This window comes from Staphylococcus croceilyticus (assembly GCF_002902575.1).
Lineage (GTDB): Bacteria > Bacillota > Bacilli > Staphylococcales > Staphylococcaceae > Staphylococcus > Staphylococcus croceilyticus.
In genome coordinates this window covers 53,253-73,384 of the sequence record NZ_PPRD01000061.1, presented here as the reverse complement: position 1 = coordinate 73,384, position 20,132 = coordinate 53,253, and the positions used below count along the sequence as shown (strand labels likewise).

Genomic DNA, 20,132 nt, shown 5'->3' with positions numbered 1-20,132 from the left:
TGCCTCAACAACAAAAAAAGAGATTAAACAACCTAAGGTTGCTTAATCTCAATATTAGGACTCATCAGTCCGATTTGACGTAGAGCCTGATATTTGCGCTTCATTCGTTTAAATGCAACAAAAAAAGACAAGTACTCAATACGCATTGAGTACTTGTCTTTTTATATTTATTAGTCTTGGATTTTAATTATAATGGCGGAGGAAGAGGGATTCGAACCCCCGCGGCCCGTTAAGGCCCTGTCGGTTTTCAAGACCGATCCCTTCAGCCGGACTTGGGTATTCCTCCAATGAACACAATAACTATCTTATAACATGGTTCACTGGAAGTCAAACATTTTCTTTACTGTATTAAAACTTTTTTAATCATTTCTTTACAAACATTGTCTGTTGCTTGATTAAAGATAAATATCTATATTAGCACTTTTTGTTGTAAATAACTATCAACTGATTTAGCAACCGCACGTCCTTCTTTAATTGCCCATACAACTAAACTTTGACCTCGACGTGCATCTCCAGCTGCGAAAATCTTATCTTGATTCGTACGATAGTCTTTATCATTCGCTACAATTCTATTAAATTTAGTAGCAATATCAAATTCTCTTGGTACTGTAGGTTCAATTCCTTCAAATCCAATTGAAAGTAACACTAAGTCGGCTGGCCAATGTCTTTCAGTACCATCCACTACTACCATACCATCAGGTGTTTCTTCTAAGATTTGAGTATAAACTCCACGGATATTGCCAATATGATCGACATCATAACGCATAGTCTGAACGCCATAAGCGCGTGGTTCTCTGCCGAAGCGTGTTTCATATTCTTTATGCGCATAATCCATTTTGAAGACAGGTAAAGGAAGAGGCCATGATGTATTGGTTTTAAACGTAATTTCTTCTGGTGCTTTAGTATATTTGTTAAATTGTACAATCGACTTACAATTTTCACGTAATGCGGTTGCCACACAATCGGCCCCTGTATCCCCCGCGCCGATAATGATGACATTTTTATCTTTTGCCGTAATCGTTGCCTCTTCAATTTCACCATTGAGAAGTTGTGTTTGTTCTGTAAGATAATCCATCGCAAAGTGGATGCCTTGGCCCATACGTCCTTCTAAAGGTAAATCTCGTGCTTTTTGAGCTCCCGTGCATAAGATGATCGCATCAAAGTGCGTTTCTAATTCCTCTTTTGATACATCTACCCCTATGTTCACATTCGTTTTAAATACTATGCCCGCTTCTTCCATTAAGGCAATACGGCGACGCACAACATCTTTGTCTAACTTCATGTTAGGGATACCATACATGAGTAATCCGCCTGGCTCAGCAGCTTTTTCAAACACTGTAACTTGATAGCCTATATAATTAAGTTCTTCAGCGGCTGCTAGTCCAGCTGGGCCGCTTCCTACAATGGCTACTTTTTGGGTTTTACGTACTTTTGGATATTTGGGTTTAACCCATCCATGTTCAAAAGCTTCATCTATAATCGTACGTTCAATACCTTTAATCGCTACGGAATCACGGTTAATCTTCATTACACAAGAGTTCTCACAAGGTGCTGGGCACACGCGTCCAGTAAAATCAGGAAAATTATTAGTTTCACTTAAACGTTCATAGGCCCCTTTAAAATCTTGATGATACACCAAATCATTCCACTCCGGAATATAGTTGCCAATAGGACATCCAATTGTTTCCCGACCAAAAGGAAGACCCGTTTGACAAAAAGGCGTACCACAATCCATACAACGTGCGCCTTGTATAGAGGCTTCCTCACGTGAAAAGCGCTGTTGAAATGCATCGTGATTTTTTAATCGATCCACAAGCGACAATTCGGATAACGACTGTTTCTCATACTTCATAAATCCTTTAAATTTGATCAATTGAAGTGCCTTCATCGTAGAATGCAGCTAATTTCGCTTCATCTTGTGGCAAACGACGACCTTGTAACTCGATTTTTTGCATCATTAACTCATAATCTTTCGGAATGACTTTGACGACTTTATCAGCTACGTGTTCAAAATCTTGTAAAAGAGCCGCTGCTTTAGTACTTTGAGTAAAGTGATAGTGTTCTTCTAACATCGTTTTCAATAAATTTCTTTCTTCAATATGACTTACTTTCTTAAAGGCTAATGTCGGCAAGTCGTTAACACGTTTAAATGTTTCAACATCACTTGGGAAAATGTAGCAGACGCCACCACTCATACCTTGTCCGAAGTTCTTACCAACGTCACCTAATATGATGACGTGACCTCCAGTCATGTATTCCAAACCATGGTCACCAATACCTTCAACTACAACGTCTACACCGCTATTACGGATACAGAAACGTTCGCCAGCTTTACCATTAATATAGGCTTTACCTTGCGAAGCACCATAGAAACTGACATTTCCTGCGATAATTTCGTTCTCTCGTGCTTTGTTAGGTGCCTTTACAACTACGGTACCACCTGACAACCCTTTACCTACATAGTCGTTGGCATCACCTGTATGATGAATCAATAAACCTTTAGGCGCAAAAGCTGCTAAGCTTTGCCCCGCATGACCTGTTGTTTCACCAATAATTGTATGTTCCGGCAAACCTTCACTACCATGTTGTTGTGTAATATAACTACCTGTGATAACTCCCACATCACGTTGTTCGTTATTTACAACGTAATGCCCCTTGAATGTTTCTCCATTTTCAATACTTTGTTTAGCATCTTTATATAGATAATTTAAATCGAAACCAATATTTAAATGATGGTCTTGAGAAATTTGTTTCGTGTTTGGCCCGTCTACTAAATGTAATAGTTTAGTGACATCGAGTGATGCGGCTTTAGATTTAAAATTAATATCACTAGAACGTTGTAATAAATCTGTTCGTCCCACTAAATCTTCCACCTTTTTCAAACCAAGTGAGGCTAAAACTTCTCTAAGTTCTTCAGCAATGAAATGCATAAAGTTAACTACATGATCAGCTTTACCTCTGAATAAAGCTCTCAAGTCTTGGTTTTGCGTTGCAATACCTACTGGACATGTGTCGTTATGACATACGCGCATCATGATACAACCTAAAACGACAAGCGGTGCAGTAGCAAATCCAAATTCTTCTGCGCCTAGTGCACAAGCTAAGGCAACATCTCTACCCGTTAATAATTTACCGTCTGTTTCTAAACGTACACGACTGCGTAAATGATTTAACTTCAATGTCTGATGTGTTTCAGCTAATCCTAGCTCCCACGGTAACCCTGCATGTTGAATACTTGTCTTTGGAGATGCACCGGTTCCACCATCGTATCCACTTACAACAATTTTATCTGCGAATGCTTTAGCTACCCCTGAAGCGATCGTACCGATACCTGTTTTAGATACCAGTTTAACGGCAATATCCGCTTCTTTATTCGCATTCTTCAAATCGTGAATTAATTGTGCTAAGTCTTCAATCGAGTAAATATCATGATGTGGCGGTGGTGAAATCAATCCAATTCCTGGTGTTGACCCACGTGTTTCAGCAATCCATGGATAAACTTTAGTACCCGGTAATTGTCCACCTTCCCCTGGTTTAGCGCCTTGAGCTACTTTAATTTGTAATTCTTTCGCATGTTGTAGGTAATTACTTGTCACACCGAAACGTCCAGAAGCTACTTGTTTAATAGCACTTGATAAACAACTGCCATCCTCTTGAATTTCATAGCGCTTAGGGTTCTCTCCACCTTCACCGCTATTACTTTTTCCGCCTAATCGGTTCATAGCTTTCGCTAATGTTTGATGTGCTTCTTCAGAAATTGAACCGTAACTCATCGCCCCAGTGTTAAAACGTTTAACGATAGATTCTACAGACTCCACTTCGCTAATAGGAATAGCGCGTTGTGTTTTAAATTCTAGTAAGTCACGTAAGTGGTCCTTTCTATTGTCATGGACTGCATTTGAAAAAGCTTTAAATTGTTCATAATCATTTTCACGACACGCATGTTGTAATAAATGAATCGTAGTCGGATTAAATACATGATGTTGGCCTTGTTGGCGCCATTGGAAAATACTTCCTGATTCTAAATATTCGCTATGACTACTTTGACGTGCTTTATTTTCTTCATCAATTTGTTCAATGCTTAAACCTGACAATTTAGATTGTGTACCTGTGAAATAAGCATCAATGACTTCTTGAGAAAGTCCCACTGCTTCAAAGATTTGAGCCCCTTGATAACTTTGAACAGTGGAAATACCCATTTTAGCCATAACTTTAATGACACCTTCAGATAAAACATTCGTATAGGTTTCTACATTTCCAGAAACAGAACCTTTAAGGTGTCCATCCTCAGCTAAGTGCGCAATCGTTTGTTGTGCTAAATATGGAATAACCGCATTGGCACCATAACCTAGTAAACAAGCAACATGATGAACTTCGCGTGTTTCACCAGATAAAGCGACTAAACTTGTATTCATACGTAAATCTTCTCTAATTAGTAACTGGTGAATGTGACTGATTGCTAATAACATTGGAATCGCATAGCGTTGACCTTCGTCCACTCCTGCTTTAGTCTCACTTTCAATAAGAGAACTATCATCAAGCACTAAAATCGTATAGCCTTCATGTGTTGCTTGAATCGCCGCTTTCCCTAAGCGTTGCAATGCTTCTTCAAGACTGCCACGATATAACGTTGATAAATGTTTCACGTCAAACTTGCTTTGTTTAATTGTCTCTAATTGACTCAAAGTCAACACAGGTTTAGATAATTGAATACGATTAAGCACAGAAGGATTCGGTTGTAATAAGTTTCCTTCTCCCCCTAAATAAGAAAGTTCACTTGTTACGATCTTCTCACGATAGGCATCAATCGGTGGATTAGTTACTTGCGCAAATAATTGTTTAAAGTAATTAAATAATGACTCAGGTCGCTCATTTAAAACTGCAAGTGGTGAATCATAACCCATTGCACCAATCGGATCTTTCTTACCTGCAACTAAAGCAGTCATATATTTATAAATATCCTCTTTGGTATAACCAAATTGTTTTTGTAATCTAAATAACGTTGATGGTTCTAACAAACGATGGGTATACTTTACGTCATCTAAGCCTAAATCAACTTTATGTTTTTCAAGCCATGTTTGATATGGATGTTGACTGGCAATACGTGCTTTTAACTCGTTATTATCAATGACTTTATTAGCTTTGAAATCGACAAGTAATAATTTCCCTGGATTTAATTGTCCTTTAAAGGCAACGTTTTCCTCAGGGACGTCAATGACACCCACTTCAGATGAAAATACAATAAAGTTATCTTTAGTAATCGTATAACGTCCAGGACGTAAACCGTTACGGTCAGTTAATGCACCAATTTTATCTCCATTACAGAATGAAATCATCGTAGGTCCATCCCATGGTTCCATTAAATAACTATAGAATTCATAAAATGCACGCACATTTTCATCGTTTGATTTGTTGTATAACCACGGTTCAGGAATTAACAACATTGCTACTTCTTCAGGCTCCATCGCTAATGTTAAGAATTCTAACGCGTTATCTACAATTGCTGAGTCACTACCATCCTCATCTACAATCTTTTGAATTTTATGGCTTTCTTCTCCAAACAATGTTTGAATTAATGTGCGTTGACGTGCACGCATCCAATTGACATTGCCTTTTATCGTATTAATTTCTCCATTATGCATCAACATACGGTTCGGGTGGGCACGTTTCCAACTCGGAAATGTATTCGTACTAAATCTTGAATGAACTAAACCTAGCTTTGATTGATAATCTTCATTATTTAAATCTAAATATAATTTTTTAATTTGGTCTGAACGTAACCACCCTTTATATACAATCGTTTTATGAGACAAACTTGTGAAATAAAGTGCTAAATCTTGTGATTCTGCGTATTGTTCAATTTGCTTTCTGGCTAGGAACAGCTGTTTCACAGCTGCTTTATGTGAATTTAAATGGATAAAGATTTGTTGAATATACGGCATAGTTGCCACAACATGGGGGGCAATAGCTTGTGTATCAACCGGTACATCTCTATAGCCGATAACATTTAAACCTTCTTGCTCAATAATTTGATTGAATGTTGTTTCATGTGATGTGCCAGCAATTTTTTGATTAGAGAAAAAAAGACCTACCGCATATTCCCCTTCATTAGGTAAGTCAAATTCGCTATATTTTTTGAAAAATTCAAACGGAATTTCTGTCATAATGCCTGCACCGTCTCCAGTAATTCCGTCTGCCCCAACGCCCCCACGATGGTCTAATCGTCGCAACATTTCTAATGATTTTTCAATAATGTCATGAGACCTTACATTATTCATATTGGCGTAAAAACCGATACCACATGCATCATGTTCCTCACGGAAATCATACAACCCTCTTTTTAATCTATGTTCAAACACGATGCCCACTCCTTTTGAGAATTTTCAGAAAATTTACTGTTAATAATAATTAATATAATGTAAAATATTTATCTGAACAATATATTAAATAGATGATATCGTTCTAAAAAATAGATGAATAACACCATGATAATAAGCACAACTGAAAGCGAGGGACCGTGTTGGAGATTAAACAACTTAAATATTTCGTTGAAGTCGCAAAACGTGAACATATTTCTGAAGCAGCATTAGAATTGAATATCGCTCAATCTGCTATAAGCAGACAAATCACCTTGCTAGAGCAAGAGTTACAAGTGGCCTTATTTAATAGACAAGGGCGTAATATTCATCTAACTTCTCAGGGCAAAGCTTTATTAACCCAAGCTACCCAAATTTTAGGACAATTAGATGAAACAGTTGCCCTTTTCCAAAAAGAAAAACTTAAAAATGCACATATTATTAATGTCGGATTTGAAGAAAGTTATGTTTCAAAAATGATTACATCTCTTATTCAATCATTTGAACAAAATTATGAGAGCACTGTGATGCCAACATTAATGACAACGACGGAGATTATTGAAAAGATTCATACAGGAGGGTTAGATATAGGATTAGTTGAGATCACTCCAGAATTACAACAAGATAAACGTCTATCACTGAAACCTTTATTTGAAGAAACTTATCATATATATGTACCAAAAGATGATGCAGTAGCTTTAGCAACTCAGCCACCACTCTCTCAATTTGAGAAACAAACGTTATATACATTGACGCTACTTGCCCCTAGCATAGAACGTAAATTAAAAAGCACTCTCAAAACTTCTACTAATATTGTAGGAACAGAATTATTAGCGAAATACTTATTAAAACAACAGCGAGGATATGTCATTGTGCCTGACTATGTAACATTTAATAATGTTGATCAGCAAATATACGATATTTCGCTAGCCCATACAGAGCTGAAACGTTCATTTTGTGTTATCGCCAAAAAAGATAATAAAAAAATAGACGTGCTTAATTTATTAAATTTAATACAACAACTATTGAGTAAAGTATCGACTTACCATTAGAGGTAAGTCGTAAATAAATTCATTTTTAGCAATCAAAACTGATTTAATATTTGTAAATCAAAATAGTTACTATTTGAATAATTATTCATGGAAGCGTATAATCACCCCTGTCATAACAAAGGGTAGAAATAGAAAGTTAAAGAGGTTTATGATTAATGAATATAAAGAAACAAACACCATTACAACGACGTGTTCTTAATTGGATAACACTTATTATCACTATTGTAATGATAGCTTTATTTATCTTAACATTTTTTAATGCGTCTTTTTATCACACACCTATCGGTAAAATCACGCAAGTTGAAACAACTAAAGCACAAAAAGTAACAGACGAACAACATAACTCTGACTTAAAGTATAAACAGCACTTAACATTAACAGTACTCAATGGCCAATTTAAAGGTGAGACCACAACTATTGATAATACTTATGTAAAATCTCAAGCAGATACTGAACATTTTAGTAAAAATGACAAAGTATTATTACATATTCAAAAAAGTCCTAAAGATGCGACTATCCTAGAGAAAAAGCGCGATAGTCTGACTGTGGCTATTGTGGGGGTCTTTATCATAACGTTGCTTCTAGTAGGAAGACACGTAGGACTTCAATCCATCTTATCGTTAATATTTAATACCATTGCAATCATTTCAGCGATAGCAATTCATAACCAATTACCATCCACAAATTTATTTTTATTAATGAGTATAGCGGTTGTTCTTTCTACAATCGTTACATTGTTATTGGTAACAGGTTGGCACATGCGCACGTGGATTACGGCGCTTAGCACGTTATTAGGCACATTTTTATGTATCGGTATTACTGAATTAGTCATTCAACTCACAGGTGGGTCGGGCATAAAATATGAAACCATGAGCTTTTTAACCTTACCCCCTAAAGATGTATTTATGGCTTCCGTATTAATCGGTTCGTTAGGGGCCGTTATGGATGTAGCCATTACTATCTCTAGTGGTATGTACGAAATTGTTCAACGCACACCTGACATTACTACGTCTCGTTTAGCATTAGCGGGTCGTAATATTGGTCAAGATATTATGGGGACAATGACCAATATTTTACTTTTCTCTTATTTATCCGGCAGTTTAGCCATGTTTTTAATTTATTTAAAAAATGCTAATACATTTACCTATACGATTTCTATGAATTGGTCGTTAGAAATAGACCGCGCACTAACTGGTGGGATTGGTATAGTTCTAACGATTCCAATCACTATTGCTCTCATGGTGCTATGGATTAAAAGAAGGGGTGTGATGACACGATGAATGCAATCTTTATACTCGCCCTTATTTTATTTGCTTTAATGATTATTTTTGGAGGTAAAAAGGGGTTAGTTTCTTATTTAACGTTGTTTTTAAACTTTATTATTTTAATCATTAGTATTGTTTTCATTATGTTAGGAGTGCCTATTTATTTAGTTTCACTCATTTTTTGCCTTATCATAGCAGCTTGTAATCTGTTTATTTTAAATAGTTATAACACTAAGACAAAAGCTGCATTTATAGGTACCATTGCTACCACTATTATTTTAATTATAGGCATTTATTTATCGGTTAAATTAGGCCATTTACAAGGGTTTGCGACTGAGCAACAAGATGAAACGTATATTTTCTCAATGAATATTGGCATTGATATGGTTCAATTTTCAGTATTCACTATCATTCTTGCAGTGATTGCTGCGGTCATCGATTTAACGATTACCATTAGTTCGCCTATCTATGAACTCAATGCTACCAACCCTAACTTAACGCGCAAAGAATTATTTCAATCCGGCATGCGTGTAGGTCGAGAAATTCTCGCTACTTCGGCAAACACGATTTATTTAGCATTCTTTGGCGGTCAGCTGACTTTATTCTTCTGGTTCTTCCAGCTCCATTATTCGTTTGGACATATTATTAACTCGAAGATTTTTGCCCAAGAATTTATTTCTATTTTATTAGGTGGCATTGCCGTAGCCCTAAGCATTCCGATTACTGCGTGGATTACCGCGATGTTGATTAAACATCCTAAATTTAATCATTCAACAACTTCTGATACGTCTTCTCTTGAAAATGAAGCATCAATTAAACGTGATTAAGATAGATAAAATATAAGCGTCCTGCAATTTTCAATCATTGTAGCGACGCTTACGTTTTATTTAATTCTATAACTCATGACATGAACTGGCCTACCTTCTAAAAAAGCGTCACCAGAATAATTGTATCTTGCGCTTTCATATAATTTAATTGCTTTATGATTATCAGTGTTTACTGTAAGTACAATTTCATTCACGTTTGGAAATTCCTGTGCGATGAAGTGAGGCAAGGTTTTAATAATTGATTTACCAATACCTTCTCCTCTATATTTCGCATCTACACTAAATGAACGAAAAAGCATAGCTTGGAGGTTATCACTATAGGGCGCAACGCCACTTCCTTCATGTAAGGTGAAAAATGCCACACATTTGTCATTTTGCATAATAACTATCGGATGTCTTTCACTATCCTCTTGAGCTAATTCAATATTATGTAATGGGGTTCTTGTAAATTTTCTATCTTCCTTGAGCACTTCAAATGATTCAATCTGTTTATTATCTTTATTTGTAAAACGTCGAATCTGCATTTTGTCCCTACTCTCTCGTCGAAAATGTTTCAATCCATTTAATTACAGCAGGTGCTATTAATGACGTATCTTCCTTATCAAACCACTTCATATCAGTAATCTCATTATCAATCGTCACCTTATCCCAATCAATGTCTACATTAACTTTAAAGCCATTCAATTCAGTTAACATGTCTGGTTGTGGGTACGCTTTTCCCACAACTGTACCTATATACGTAAAATCACTTTGTGCTAAGTCTAAACTTAATTCTTCCCTAACCTCTCTTTGAATCGCATCAAGTAAAGTTTCACCTTCATCTATTTTGCCTCCAGGAAAGTAATACTTCTCTCTGTGGCGTACTTGCACCAATAATATTTTGTCATCTGTTTCTTCAACTAAGCACACACATTTAATCATAGGAATTTATTCCTCCATTTATAGCTTTACACTTCAAAAAAATAACTCAATTTAGTATGATGTTAACATATAATAGTAAAGAAGGTCGGGACAAAAGCGCTTAGGATTTGAGCAGAACCGAACGGTGAGCAAAATTGTTTCTCAAATTTTGTCGAATCGTGACAGTAACCCCAGCTTACTTTGCTTGTAGATTTTCTTTCTGAAAATCTCTGTGCTGAGGGCCTCTCTGCCGAAAATTCTGCTTTTGGGACGCCGTTAAGCGATTTCCCAGAGCCTCAAAGCTTTTATCCAGATTCTTACGTTTCGGAGGGTATTATTCATGGCAAAAAAATCAAAAACTGCACGCTTATCTAGCTTAGTCAGCACAGCTGGCTTTATCGTTGATGGTTATAACGGTATTAAATTTAATGCTAAAAATAAAAATTTAGTTTATTTATCTTTAGGATTAAGTGCATTCGGTACTTTACTTGATTTCATCGTTTCAATGAGATCACCATATAAATTCCGTAAAGTAACAGCATTTGGTTCATTCATTATTAATGTTACACGTTTAGCTTCAAGCTTCAGAAAAGCTAAAGAAGATTATAACTTCCAATAATAGTAATAAAAGGCTAGCCATACTAAAAGTTCAAAAACGAACTGGAGTATGACTAGCCTTTCTATTTTTTTATATTAATGAATAAATTTATAATTACGTACTTGATATGCTGGAATTGTACGATATGTAGCAATTCCTGGGCTTGCGCTGTAGTTCATTTCTGATACTAAAATACTACCATCACTATTTACTCTTTCAACAAATGCCACGTGTCCATAATAACCAGCATCTGATTGTGCAATCGCACCTACTGCTGGACTATAATCAACTCTATATCCATCTCTTGCTGCTGCATTATCCCAATTATTAGCGTTCCACCAATATGTACTAATTCCTCTACCTATAGCTGCACGACGATTAAACACATGCCATGTACATTGTCCCCAATCATATAAATTACTATGATTGAATGTTGGAGAATAATAATTTGATTGTGTCGTTGTTACACTTCTAGTACTTGTAGTTTGCGTATGCACTGGTGCTGTACCACTCACTTTTAATTGTTGACCTGGATAAATGAAGAAATTATTTAAACCATTCAATTGCATAATATGTTGGTACGTTGTGTTATAACGTGATGCAATTAATGATAATGAATCTCCATAACGTACTGTATAGGTACTTGTTGATCCAGTAGAAATTGAAGATGAATTGTTATTGTGTGTATATGTATGCGTTGTAGCCGAACCTGATACTTTTAACTTTTGCCCAGGGAAAATTAAGAAACTATTAAGACCATTTAAATCCATAATATGACGATAAGTTGTACCATAACGATTAGCAATTAATGATAAACTATCCCCTGCTCTTACAGTATATGTATTACCTGAATCACTTTGATAGGATTGATTTGAATAATGATTTGTAGATGCAGAACCAGAAACTTTTAATACTTGGTTTGGAAAAATTAAGTTTGATGATAAACCATTGAGTGATTTTAGTTTAGCTATTGTAATACCATAGCGATGTGAAATAGACCATACTGATTCCCCACTACGAACTGTATGTGTTGTCGATGCTTCAGCTTGATGTCCAAAGAACGTTGAGCTTAGAGCTCCTGTACCTATAATAGCTGTCGCAAGATATTTTTTATTCATGAAATAGTGCCTCCTTAACCATACGTGAGTTATTTATTCATTAATATTTCGAAACTGAATTAAAAGCTTTTTATATTTAATGCGTGAATATTTTTAATCCGAACGAGTAGTATACGTATATTAAATTAATACAAATTGACATAATATTCCATTTCATTTTGATTACATATGTATGAATTTTTAGTGCGTTATATATAAAATGTAAATTTTATATATTGTTATATGTTTTAAACTTTACATTTATATAACAATGTAAAAGACCAATTAAGCATATGAATACTTAATTGGCCTTCTCATTTTATAATTTTTATTTAGTTAAGCTATCTTCAATTTCTTTAATTTCTTTTTGTGATAAATTAACGGCTTTTTCTCCGTCTTTAGTATCTTTTTTCAATGCTTCTTGCGCTTCTTTACCATGGTATAAGTCTACAATTTTCTTAATTGTTTTATTATCTTTGTCTTTAGAGTTAACCGCAACAATATTGATATATGGTTTTACTGCGTCTGAAGAAGATTTTTCTAAGTAAATTGGATCTTTCTTAGCATCTAATCCAGCTTTAGTTGCTACCCCATTATTGATAACTGAAATATCTACATCATCTAATGCACGTGCAGTTTGTTGTGCGTCTACTGCTTTAATTTTTAAATGTTTTGGATTGTCTTTAATATCTTTTGTTGTACCACTTAAACCAAAGTTATCTTTAAGTTTTAATAATCCAGCTGATTCTAATAATTTCAATGCGCGAGCTTGGTTAGAGACATCATTTGGAATAGTGACTTCTGCGCCGTCTTTAACAGCTTTAATATCTTTAACTTTTTTAGAATAAATGCCTAATGGTGCTAATACAGTTGTACTAATTGCTTCAATTTTTGAATCTTTATGTGCTTTTTTATATTCATTTAAGAATGCGAAATGTTGGAATGCGTTCATATCGATGTCCCCATCACTTAATGCTTTGTTAGGTACATTGTAGTCTGAGAAGTGCTTGATTTCGACATCGATACCATCTTTTTTAGCTAATTCTTTTACCTTTTCCCAAGCAGCAGTGTCATTTGAAGCAACCCCAATTGTTACTTTCTTATCATTGCCGCCTCCGCCACATGCCGCTAAGACAATTAACGACGCTAATAATAATCCGATAATTTTTTTCATCTGAAAATGCCTCCCTAATTAAAAAATATATATTTAAATAACTAATTTCTGCGAATAACTCTAGAAATGAAGTTACCTAATGACTGAATAATTTGAACAATAATCACTAAAACTACCACTGTAATAATGATGACAAGTGTATCAAAACGTTGATAACCATAAACTAAAGCTAAGTCACCAATACCCCCACCACCAACAGCACCGGCCATCGCTGTACTACCAATTAATCCAATAATGGCCGTGGTAATTGCTAAAACGAGTGAACCTAATGCTTCAGGCAATAAGAAGTGACGAATAATTTGAAATGGTGAAGCCCCCATTGCTTTTGCCGCTTCAATAATACCGTCATCTACTTCTAATAATGAGTTCTCTACTAAACGTGCTATGTAAGGTGCAACATATACTGTTAGCGGAACAATTGCTGCGGTCGTCCCAATCGATGTACCTACTAATAATTTAGTAAATGGTACAATCGCGATTAGTAAAATAATAAATGGAATAGATCTTAAAATATTAATAACTGGATTAAGAATTTGATGAAAAATCACATTTGGCCATATCCCATTTTTTCGAGTAATAACTAATAAAATACCTAATGGAATACCAATTAATGCCCCTATAATCAGGGCGACCGTCACCATATATAACGTTTCGTATAGTGCTTGAAATAATTGAGATGAATCTATACTTGAACCAAACATCTAATGCACCTCCTCAAATTGAATGTGATGTGCATTGAAGTAATCTTCAACCTTATCCCGTTGAAAATGTTGGTCATGTTCAAAACGTAACCATAAATAACACACCGTTTCATCTTGAATATCCGACATAGATGAAAATAAAATCGTCACATCGACTTGATATTGACGAATGAGTTCATTCACTAAAGGCTGTTCAATTTGTTGTTTATCTAAGAACAATTGATAATCTGTATAATTGTTATCTTCACGTTTAAATGAGTCACGTAACGCTTTCGATGGTTCAGTACTAATCACTGTTGAAACAAAGCTCTTAGCCGTCTTCGTTTTAGGATGGCTAAATACATCTTTAACTGTGCCAAGCTCTACCACTTTACCTTGTTCCATCACAGCTACACGATTACAAATTTTTTGAATAACGCTCATTTCATGAGTAATCATCATAATTGTGACACCGAAAGTTTCATTTACGTTTTTTAATAGTTGGAGAATTGAACTTGTAGTTGCAGGGTCTAACGCGCTTGTTGCTTCATCGCACAATAAAATTTTAGGATTTGTGACGAGTGCTCTCGCAATAGCTACACGTTGTTTTTGACCACCTGAAAGCTCATCGGGGAATTGATTCTTTTTGTCGGCTAAACCAACGAACTCTAACATTTCTTCTACTTTTTCTTTTATTTCCGCACTGCTTTTATGACTCAAAATAAGTGGCATTGCAACATTTTTAAAGACTGTTTTTGAATTTAATAAATTAAAGTGTTGGAATATCATACCGATATCTTTTTTTATTTTTCGAAGATCTTTTTCACTATATGTATTAATTTCATGACCATCTACAATCACTTGGCCATCTGTAGTATGTTCAAGCTGGTTCACTAATCGAACAAGCGTACTTTTACCAGCGCCACTATAACCAATAACGCCAAATATGTCATTTTTGTTTATTTTGAAAGATACATCTTTCAAAGCATGTATTGTTTCTCGTTTCTTCCGAAAAACTTTATTCACATTTCGAAATTCAATCAATCGTATTCCACCTCATCTATCTCTGATTAAACATATAAGAATAATTGAATTATATGTGATACTCATTTAAGCGTCAATATAGTTTTTTAAAAAATTTAAAATTTCTGAATTTTATAGTGTTTATTTACTTATATAGTATTTTTCAACAACTTTCAATATTAATTTACTAAAAAAGCGAATGCCCTTTAGTGGAGCATCCGCTATCCCTCTTATACAATCAACTATATTTAGTTACTTACGCGTTTAAAGTATCAATAGCTTGTTTTAAATCTTCAACTAAATCATCTGTATCTTCAATACCAATAGATAAACGTACTAAGCCATCTGTAATACCCTCTTTAGCACGTACATCAGCTGGGATTGACGCATGTGTCATTAAAGCTGGTACAGAAATTAAACTTTCAACGGCACCAAGACTTTCCGCTAATGTGAAGTAAGTTGTTTTATGAATTAATTGTTTCGCAGCTTCTGTATCCTTCACTTCAAATGCGATAACACCAGTATGACCACTTGCTTGAGCTACATGGATATCATGATTTAAGTGATTTTTAATACTTGGGTGGAAGACTTGTTGTACGGATGGATGATTTTGTAACATTTCAACAATAGCTTCAACGTTACGATTAATTTGATCCATACGTAAACCTAATGTTTTAATACCACGGATTAATAAATAGCTATCTTGTGGTCCAAGCACGCCACCAGTTGAATTAGAAATAAACGCTAAACGTTCACCTAACTCATCGTCAGCTGTAGCAACTAAACCAGCTACAACATCACTGTGTCCACCTAAATATTTAGTTGCTGAATGTAACACGATATCAATACCAAAGTCTAATGGATTTTGGTAATAAGGTGTCATAAATGTATTATCCACGACAGAAATTAAATTATGTTCTTTCGCAATTTCTGCAGTACGTTTAATATCTGTCACACGTAACAATGGATTTGAAGGTGTTTCGATATATAACATTTTAGTTTCTGGTTTAATGTAGTCTTTAACCTTTTCAATATCAGTCGTATCAACGAAATCAACATCGATACCAAAGCGTGTAAATACTTTTGTTAACGCACGGTAAGTACCACCGTACACATCAGAATTTAAGATAATGTGATCGCCTTTATCTAATAACATAATAACTGCACTGACCGCTGCCATACCTGAACCAAATGCGAAACCATATTTACCGTTCTCTAAATTCGCAATTAAACTTTCTAATGAAGCACGCGTAGGATTCGCAGTACGAGAATATTCATAACCTTGTCTTAAATCACCGATATCATCTTGTAAATACGTACTTGTTTGATAAATTGGCGTTGTTACCGCGCCAGTATAGTCATCTGTCGTATGTCCACCATGAATCATTTGTGTTTTTTTCTTCATTTTATTTATCTCCTTTGTATTCAAATATTTTTTTCGACATATAGCGATCGCTTCCATCTGGGAAAATGGTTACAATAACACCTTTATCGATTTGATTTTTAATCTCTAAAGCACCTTGTAGCGCAGCGCCTGAAGAACTTCCTACAAGTAAGCCTTCTTGTTTCGCCAACAATTTCACATTTTCAAAGCCAGCTTTATCACTCACGGTAATAATGTCATCCACTAATGATTTATCTAAGAAGATAGGCCATTTCTCAGAGCCAATACCTTCAATATCATGTGCATGCGCTTCACCACCATTAAGCACCGAGCCTTCAGGTTCAACAATGACATTCTTCACATCGAACTGTCTCATGTGTTGTGCGACACCAGTGAATGTACCGCCTGAACCAGCGCCTGCCACGAAATAATCAATGTGTGGCAATGCATCTGTAAGTTGTTTACCTAGCGTATGTGTATAAGCGGCGGGATTATGTTCCGTTTCAAACTGGTTCATATAAATAGCGCCAGTATCTTCCGCATAAGCTCGTGCTTCTTGTTGCGCACCAATCATCCCATTTTTTCTCGGTGTACGCTTAATGTCTGCACCAAGCGCGCGCATAATTGAAATCTTCTCTTCTGAAAAGCCTTCCGGAGCGAAAATGACACATGTTAAATTGTAACGATTAGCCGCAATTGCCAATCCAATACCTGTGTTTCCTGCTGTTGCCTCTACAATAGTATCGCCTTCATGAAGTCGTCCTTCCTTCATAGCTGTTTCTACTAAATACTTACCTAAGCGATCTTTTACGCTGCCACCAGGATTAAATTGTTCCAATTTAGCATAAATTTGAACGTTGTCATCACTAAAACTTTCTAATAATACTAGTGGTGTTTGTCCTATTAAATCATATGCAATCATGTTGAGTATCCAGTACGTTTATTACCGCCTGAATATAACCTACTTTCTTTTAAAAATATTCATTTCCAAATTTTTATAATTTATAATTCTTACTTAACCACTATGGATTATACGCTATCCTTAGCATTAATGCAAAAAGCTAAATTATTTATTAACTAAAAAATTAGACTATTTACTATTTCTAATGAATAACTATCCTTCACATTAATACTCGTGTTACGATTAATGTAATAAACACACAAAGAGCGCATGTTTTACAACTAATATGACATAAAGGAGAACAAACTTATGCCTTCAAAAGCAGATTTATCTTTATCCGTATTTTCAAATGAAAATTATAAAAAATTAAATTATACAAATAGTAATTTTAGAAATGCTATGTATGACGAATTAGAAGTAAACAAAAGTCGCTTTAAAAATTGTAATTTTAGCGAAGGTATCTTTAAAAATATTAATACTATTTCTAATTCTAAATTTATAAATTGTGATTTTAGTAGCAGTATCTTTGTAAATACTAACTTTTTCAAAACATTACTTAATAAATCAAACTATAGCGTCACAACGTTTGACGATAGTCAATTCAATGCTTTGACAATAGAACAATCTTACTTCAAGGACTGTAGTTTACGTAATGTAACCTTTAAGGATGTTGTTTTTAAAAAAGTAACATTTGAGAATGTCGCATTAGATTTATGCCATTTAGACAATGTAAAAATAAAAGATTGTACATTTATCAATGTAACGATTAATAATTCCGCTATTCCTGAAAAAGTAATGAATGAGTTGCGTAAACAAGATGTTACTTTTGAAAATATGTAATAGCCTACTTTTTTGAAAATAGGTGCAAGCCCCCTTTCAAAATGTTTTAAATACATAAATTAAAGGAATAAAGATTTACGTATTTAAAACGAGGAGGAATCACTATGCCAGCACATGCAGATGAACATTATAAAGAATTTGAACCTAGTGGTATATCTAGAGATGAATTAATGGAACTGGATGAACTAAAAGAATTAGTGGAAAAATTTAAAAATAATAGTGACGATCAACAATTAAATGAACGCATTGATGATGAATTTAGTAAATGGAAAATGTACGTCAAAGACCAATACAAACCTGAAGATACAACTGATATGGAAAGACTTTCTAATATTGCTGACAAAGTCCACGGCGATATTAATTCAGGTTTTGAATATAACGATGGCGAAAAAGTGTATGACTTCTTAGAAGCCTCTTATCAAAGAGGTAAAGAAGATTTAGTGTATGGACGTACGCTTATCCTTTTCTCAGAAGAAAAAGCACTTCATCGTGCAATGACATTCTTTGATTCTAAAGAAAAAAATCATAAATTAGTATTATTTATTAACTCTAAAAATATTGAAATTAGTAAAGAAATCATGTCTGATGAATATGTGCGCGGTTTAGAAATAGAACGTGACTATTTAGACACTTTATTCAAATAAATAAAGAGGTTGAACCCTATAAATTGATAGGAGTCCAACCTCTTTTTTCTTTATATACTAAAATAATTGTACGATAAAGACTAGTATGATGACGACTGGCATAATGTATTTAATTAAAAAATACCATGGCGCAAAGAATTTGAATTTATCTTTTCCGAAACTTTCTTTTAAAGCATCTTTATCTAGTAATTGACCAACTACAAGCGTTGTACCTAAAGCGCCTAATGGCATTAATATATTTGATACTAGAAAATCCATATTATCAAAAATAGTACCTGCGCCAAACTTGAATCCGCTTAAACTACCGAATGAAAGTGTCGCTGGAATACTAATAATAAACACGAGAATACTTGCGACAAATGCCACTGATTTACGCTTAGTATTATCATTTTTAGTAAAATTAGACACATTAAGTTCTAATAATGAAATAGATGATGTTAGTGCTGCAAATAAAAATAAGATTAAAAAGATAAAGTAAAATACAATTCCGAAGCCCATTTGACTAAACACTAAAGGTAACACTTTAAATAATAACCCTGGCCCTTCTTGAGGCGCATAGCCAAATGTTTTTAACGCTGGGAAAATTGCTAATCCTGCTAATACTGATACTAAAATATTCATAATAACAATTGAAATGGCAGACGATTTAATTGTCATTTCTTTAGGCGCATAACTCGCATATGTAATCATTCCTGTCGTACCTAGAGATAGCGTGAAGAACGATTGACCTAGGGCGAAAAGCACGCCTTTCATAGAAATATCTTCCATTCTAGGTTGCAAGATATAGCGCACGCCGTCTAACGCACCGTCTAAAGTTAAAGATTTTGCTACTACAATGATTAAAAAGATAAATAATAGTGGCATCATCATTTTTGACGCTTTTTCTAAACCTTTTTCCACACCCATCATAACAATAACCATAGTTAACAAAATAAAAATACCTTGTCCCAATACTGTTAACCAAGGGTTACTAATAATTTTTTCAAAATTAATTTGAGTGAGTGATGCTTTTTCAATAGATAGCATTTGCAAGATGACATTACCAATATAAATAATAATCCAGCCACCGATAACGCTATAAAACCCAAATAAAATAAATACAGCTAAATTACCGTTCCACCCTATGATATTTAGCCATTTTTTATCAGTTAATTTGCTATATATTTGAGTAGTATAAGTTCTTCCCATCTTACCTACTGTAAATTCCATAATTAATAGTGGTAACCCTACAAATATTGTAAATAATAAGAATAAGAGTAGAAAAGCTCCACCACCGTAAATTCCTGCCATATAAGGAAACTTCCACATTGCGCCTAGCCCGATTGCTGATCCAGCACTTGCTAAAATAAATCCGGTTGAAGTTTTCCATTGCGATTGGCTACTCATTTTAC

The 20,132-nt window shown here is 34.7% G+C and carries 17 protein-coding genes and 1 tRNA gene; 6 read left to right on the top strand and 12 right to left on the bottom strand.

The genetic code is table 11. From position 1 onward, the window contains the following. Positions 1-193: 193 nt before the first annotated feature. The 3 genes from CD128_RS08310 to gltB all read right to left on the bottom strand — a co-directional run bounded on the left by CD128_RS08310 (position 194) and on the right by gltB (position 6,359). Positions 194-286, bottom strand: a tRNA-Ser gene (locus tag CD128_RS08310). A gap of 123 nt (positions 287-409) precedes the next feature. After that, complete coding sequence (locus tag CD128_RS08305) at positions 410-1,873, bottom strand: glutamate synthase subunit beta (protein ID WP_103329520.1); 1,464 nt, start codon at positions 1,871-1,873, stop codon at positions 410-412. Then, complete coding sequence (gene gltB / locus CD128_RS08300) at positions 1,860-6,359, bottom strand: glutamate synthase large subunit (protein WP_103329519.1); 4,500 nt, start codon at positions 6,357-6,359, stop codon at positions 1,860-1,862. The genes CD128_RS08305 and gltB overlap by 14 nt, the downstream gene beginning before the upstream one ends. 161 nt (positions 6,360-6,520) lie before the next feature. Between gltB and gltC the strand changes: the two genes are divergently transcribed. The 3 genes from gltC to CD128_RS08285 all read left to right on the top strand — a co-directional run bounded on the left by gltC (position 6,521) and on the right by CD128_RS08285 (position 9,500). Further along, a complete protein-coding gene (gene gltC, locus CD128_RS08295) occupies positions 6,521-7,408 on the top strand; it encodes a glutamate biosynthesis transcriptional regulator GltC (RefSeq protein WP_103329518.1) in 888 nt (295 codons plus the stop codon). A gap of 155 nt (positions 7,409-7,563) precedes the next feature. Beyond that, on the top strand, positions 7,564-8,688 hold the full coding sequence (locus CD128_RS08290; RefSeq protein ID WP_103329517.1) for a YibE/F family protein: 1,125 nt from the start codon (positions 7,564-7,566) through the stop codon (positions 8,686-8,688). Continuing rightward, a complete protein-coding gene (locus tag CD128_RS08285; RefSeq protein WP_103329516.1) occupies positions 8,685-9,500 on the top strand; it encodes a YibE/F family protein in 816 nt (271 codons plus the stop codon). Before CD128_RS08290 ends, CD128_RS08285 begins: the two co-directional genes overlap by 4 nt. A 56-nt stretch (positions 9,501-9,556) precedes the next feature. Here CD128_RS08285 and CD128_RS08280 read toward each other — a convergent pair whose 3' ends face one another. Continuing rightward, complete coding sequence (locus tag CD128_RS08280; protein WP_103329515.1) at positions 9,557-10,024, bottom strand: GNAT family N-acetyltransferase; 468 nt, start codon at positions 10,022-10,024, stop codon at positions 9,557-9,559. Positions 10,025-10,031: 7 nt separating this feature from the next. After that, entirely contained in the window at positions 10,032-10,421 is a 390-nt protein-coding gene (locus CD128_RS08275) for an NUDIX hydrolase (protein WP_103329514.1), read from the bottom strand. A 319-nt stretch (positions 10,422-10,740) separates the two neighbouring features. Between CD128_RS08275 and CD128_RS08270 the strand changes: the two genes are divergently transcribed. Continuing rightward, the gene (locus CD128_RS08270; RefSeq protein ID WP_103329513.1) at positions 10,741-11,019 is read left to right on the top strand and encodes a hypothetical protein; all 279 of its coding nucleotides are present in this window, start codon (positions 10,741-10,743) and stop codon (positions 11,017-11,019) included. A 74-nt stretch (positions 11,020-11,093) separates the two neighbouring features. Here the strand turns inward: CD128_RS08270 and CD128_RS08265 are convergent, their stop codons facing one another. The 6 genes from CD128_RS08265 to CD128_RS08240 form a co-directional block, all read right to left on the bottom strand. Next, complete coding sequence (locus CD128_RS08265; RefSeq protein ID WP_103329512.1) at positions 11,094-12,116, bottom strand: LysM peptidoglycan-binding domain-containing protein; 1,023 nt, start codon at positions 12,114-12,116, stop codon at positions 11,094-11,096. A 307-nt stretch (positions 12,117-12,423) separates the two neighbouring features. Then, the gene (gene gmpC / locus CD128_RS08260) at positions 12,424-13,269 is read right to left on the bottom strand and encodes a dipeptide ABC transporter glycylmethionine-binding lipoprotein (protein WP_103329511.1); all 846 of its coding nucleotides are present in this window, start codon (positions 13,267-13,269) and stop codon (positions 12,424-12,426) included. Between the two features lie 41 nt (positions 13,270-13,310). Continuing rightward, the gene (locus CD128_RS08255) at positions 13,311-13,970 is read right to left on the bottom strand and encodes a methionine ABC transporter permease (RefSeq protein WP_103329510.1); all 660 of its coding nucleotides are present in this window, start codon (positions 13,968-13,970) and stop codon (positions 13,311-13,313) included. Next, complete coding sequence (locus CD128_RS08250) at positions 13,971-14,993, bottom strand: methionine ABC transporter ATP-binding protein (RefSeq protein ID WP_103329509.1); 1,023 nt, start codon at positions 14,991-14,993, stop codon at positions 13,971-13,973. Positions 14,994-15,228: 235 nt separating this feature from the next. Then, a complete protein-coding gene (locus CD128_RS08245; protein ID WP_103329508.1) occupies positions 15,229-16,377 on the bottom strand; it encodes a bifunctional cystathionine gamma-lyase/homocysteine desulfhydrase in 1,149 nt (382 codons plus the stop codon). A gap of 1 nt (position 16,378) precedes the next feature. Continuing rightward, the gene (locus CD128_RS08240; protein WP_103329507.1) at positions 16,379-17,278 is read right to left on the bottom strand and encodes a PLP-dependent cysteine synthase family protein; all 900 of its coding nucleotides are present in this window, start codon (positions 17,276-17,278) and stop codon (positions 16,379-16,381) included. Positions 17,279-17,566: 288 nt separating this feature from the next. On the opposite strand from CD128_RS08240, the gene CD128_RS08235 reads away from it, so the two are divergent. Further along, positions 17,567-18,097, top strand: coding sequence for a pentapeptide repeat-containing protein (locus tag CD128_RS08235; protein WP_103329506.1), 531 nt, complete (start codon positions 17,567-17,569; stop codon positions 18,095-18,097). 104 nt (positions 18,098-18,201) lie between these two features. Next, entirely contained in the window at positions 18,202-18,741 is a 540-nt protein-coding gene (locus CD128_RS08230) for a hypothetical protein (protein WP_103329505.1), read from the top strand. 57 nt (positions 18,742-18,798) lie between these two features. On the opposite strand, the gene CD128_RS08225 is transcribed toward CD128_RS08230, so the two are convergent. After that, positions 18,799-20,127 (bottom strand): sodium-dependent transporter, encoded by a 1,329-nt coding sequence (locus CD128_RS08225; protein ID WP_103329504.1) that lies wholly within the window; start codon positions 20,125-20,127, stop codon positions 18,799-18,801. Positions 20,128-20,132 lie beyond the last annotated feature (5 nt).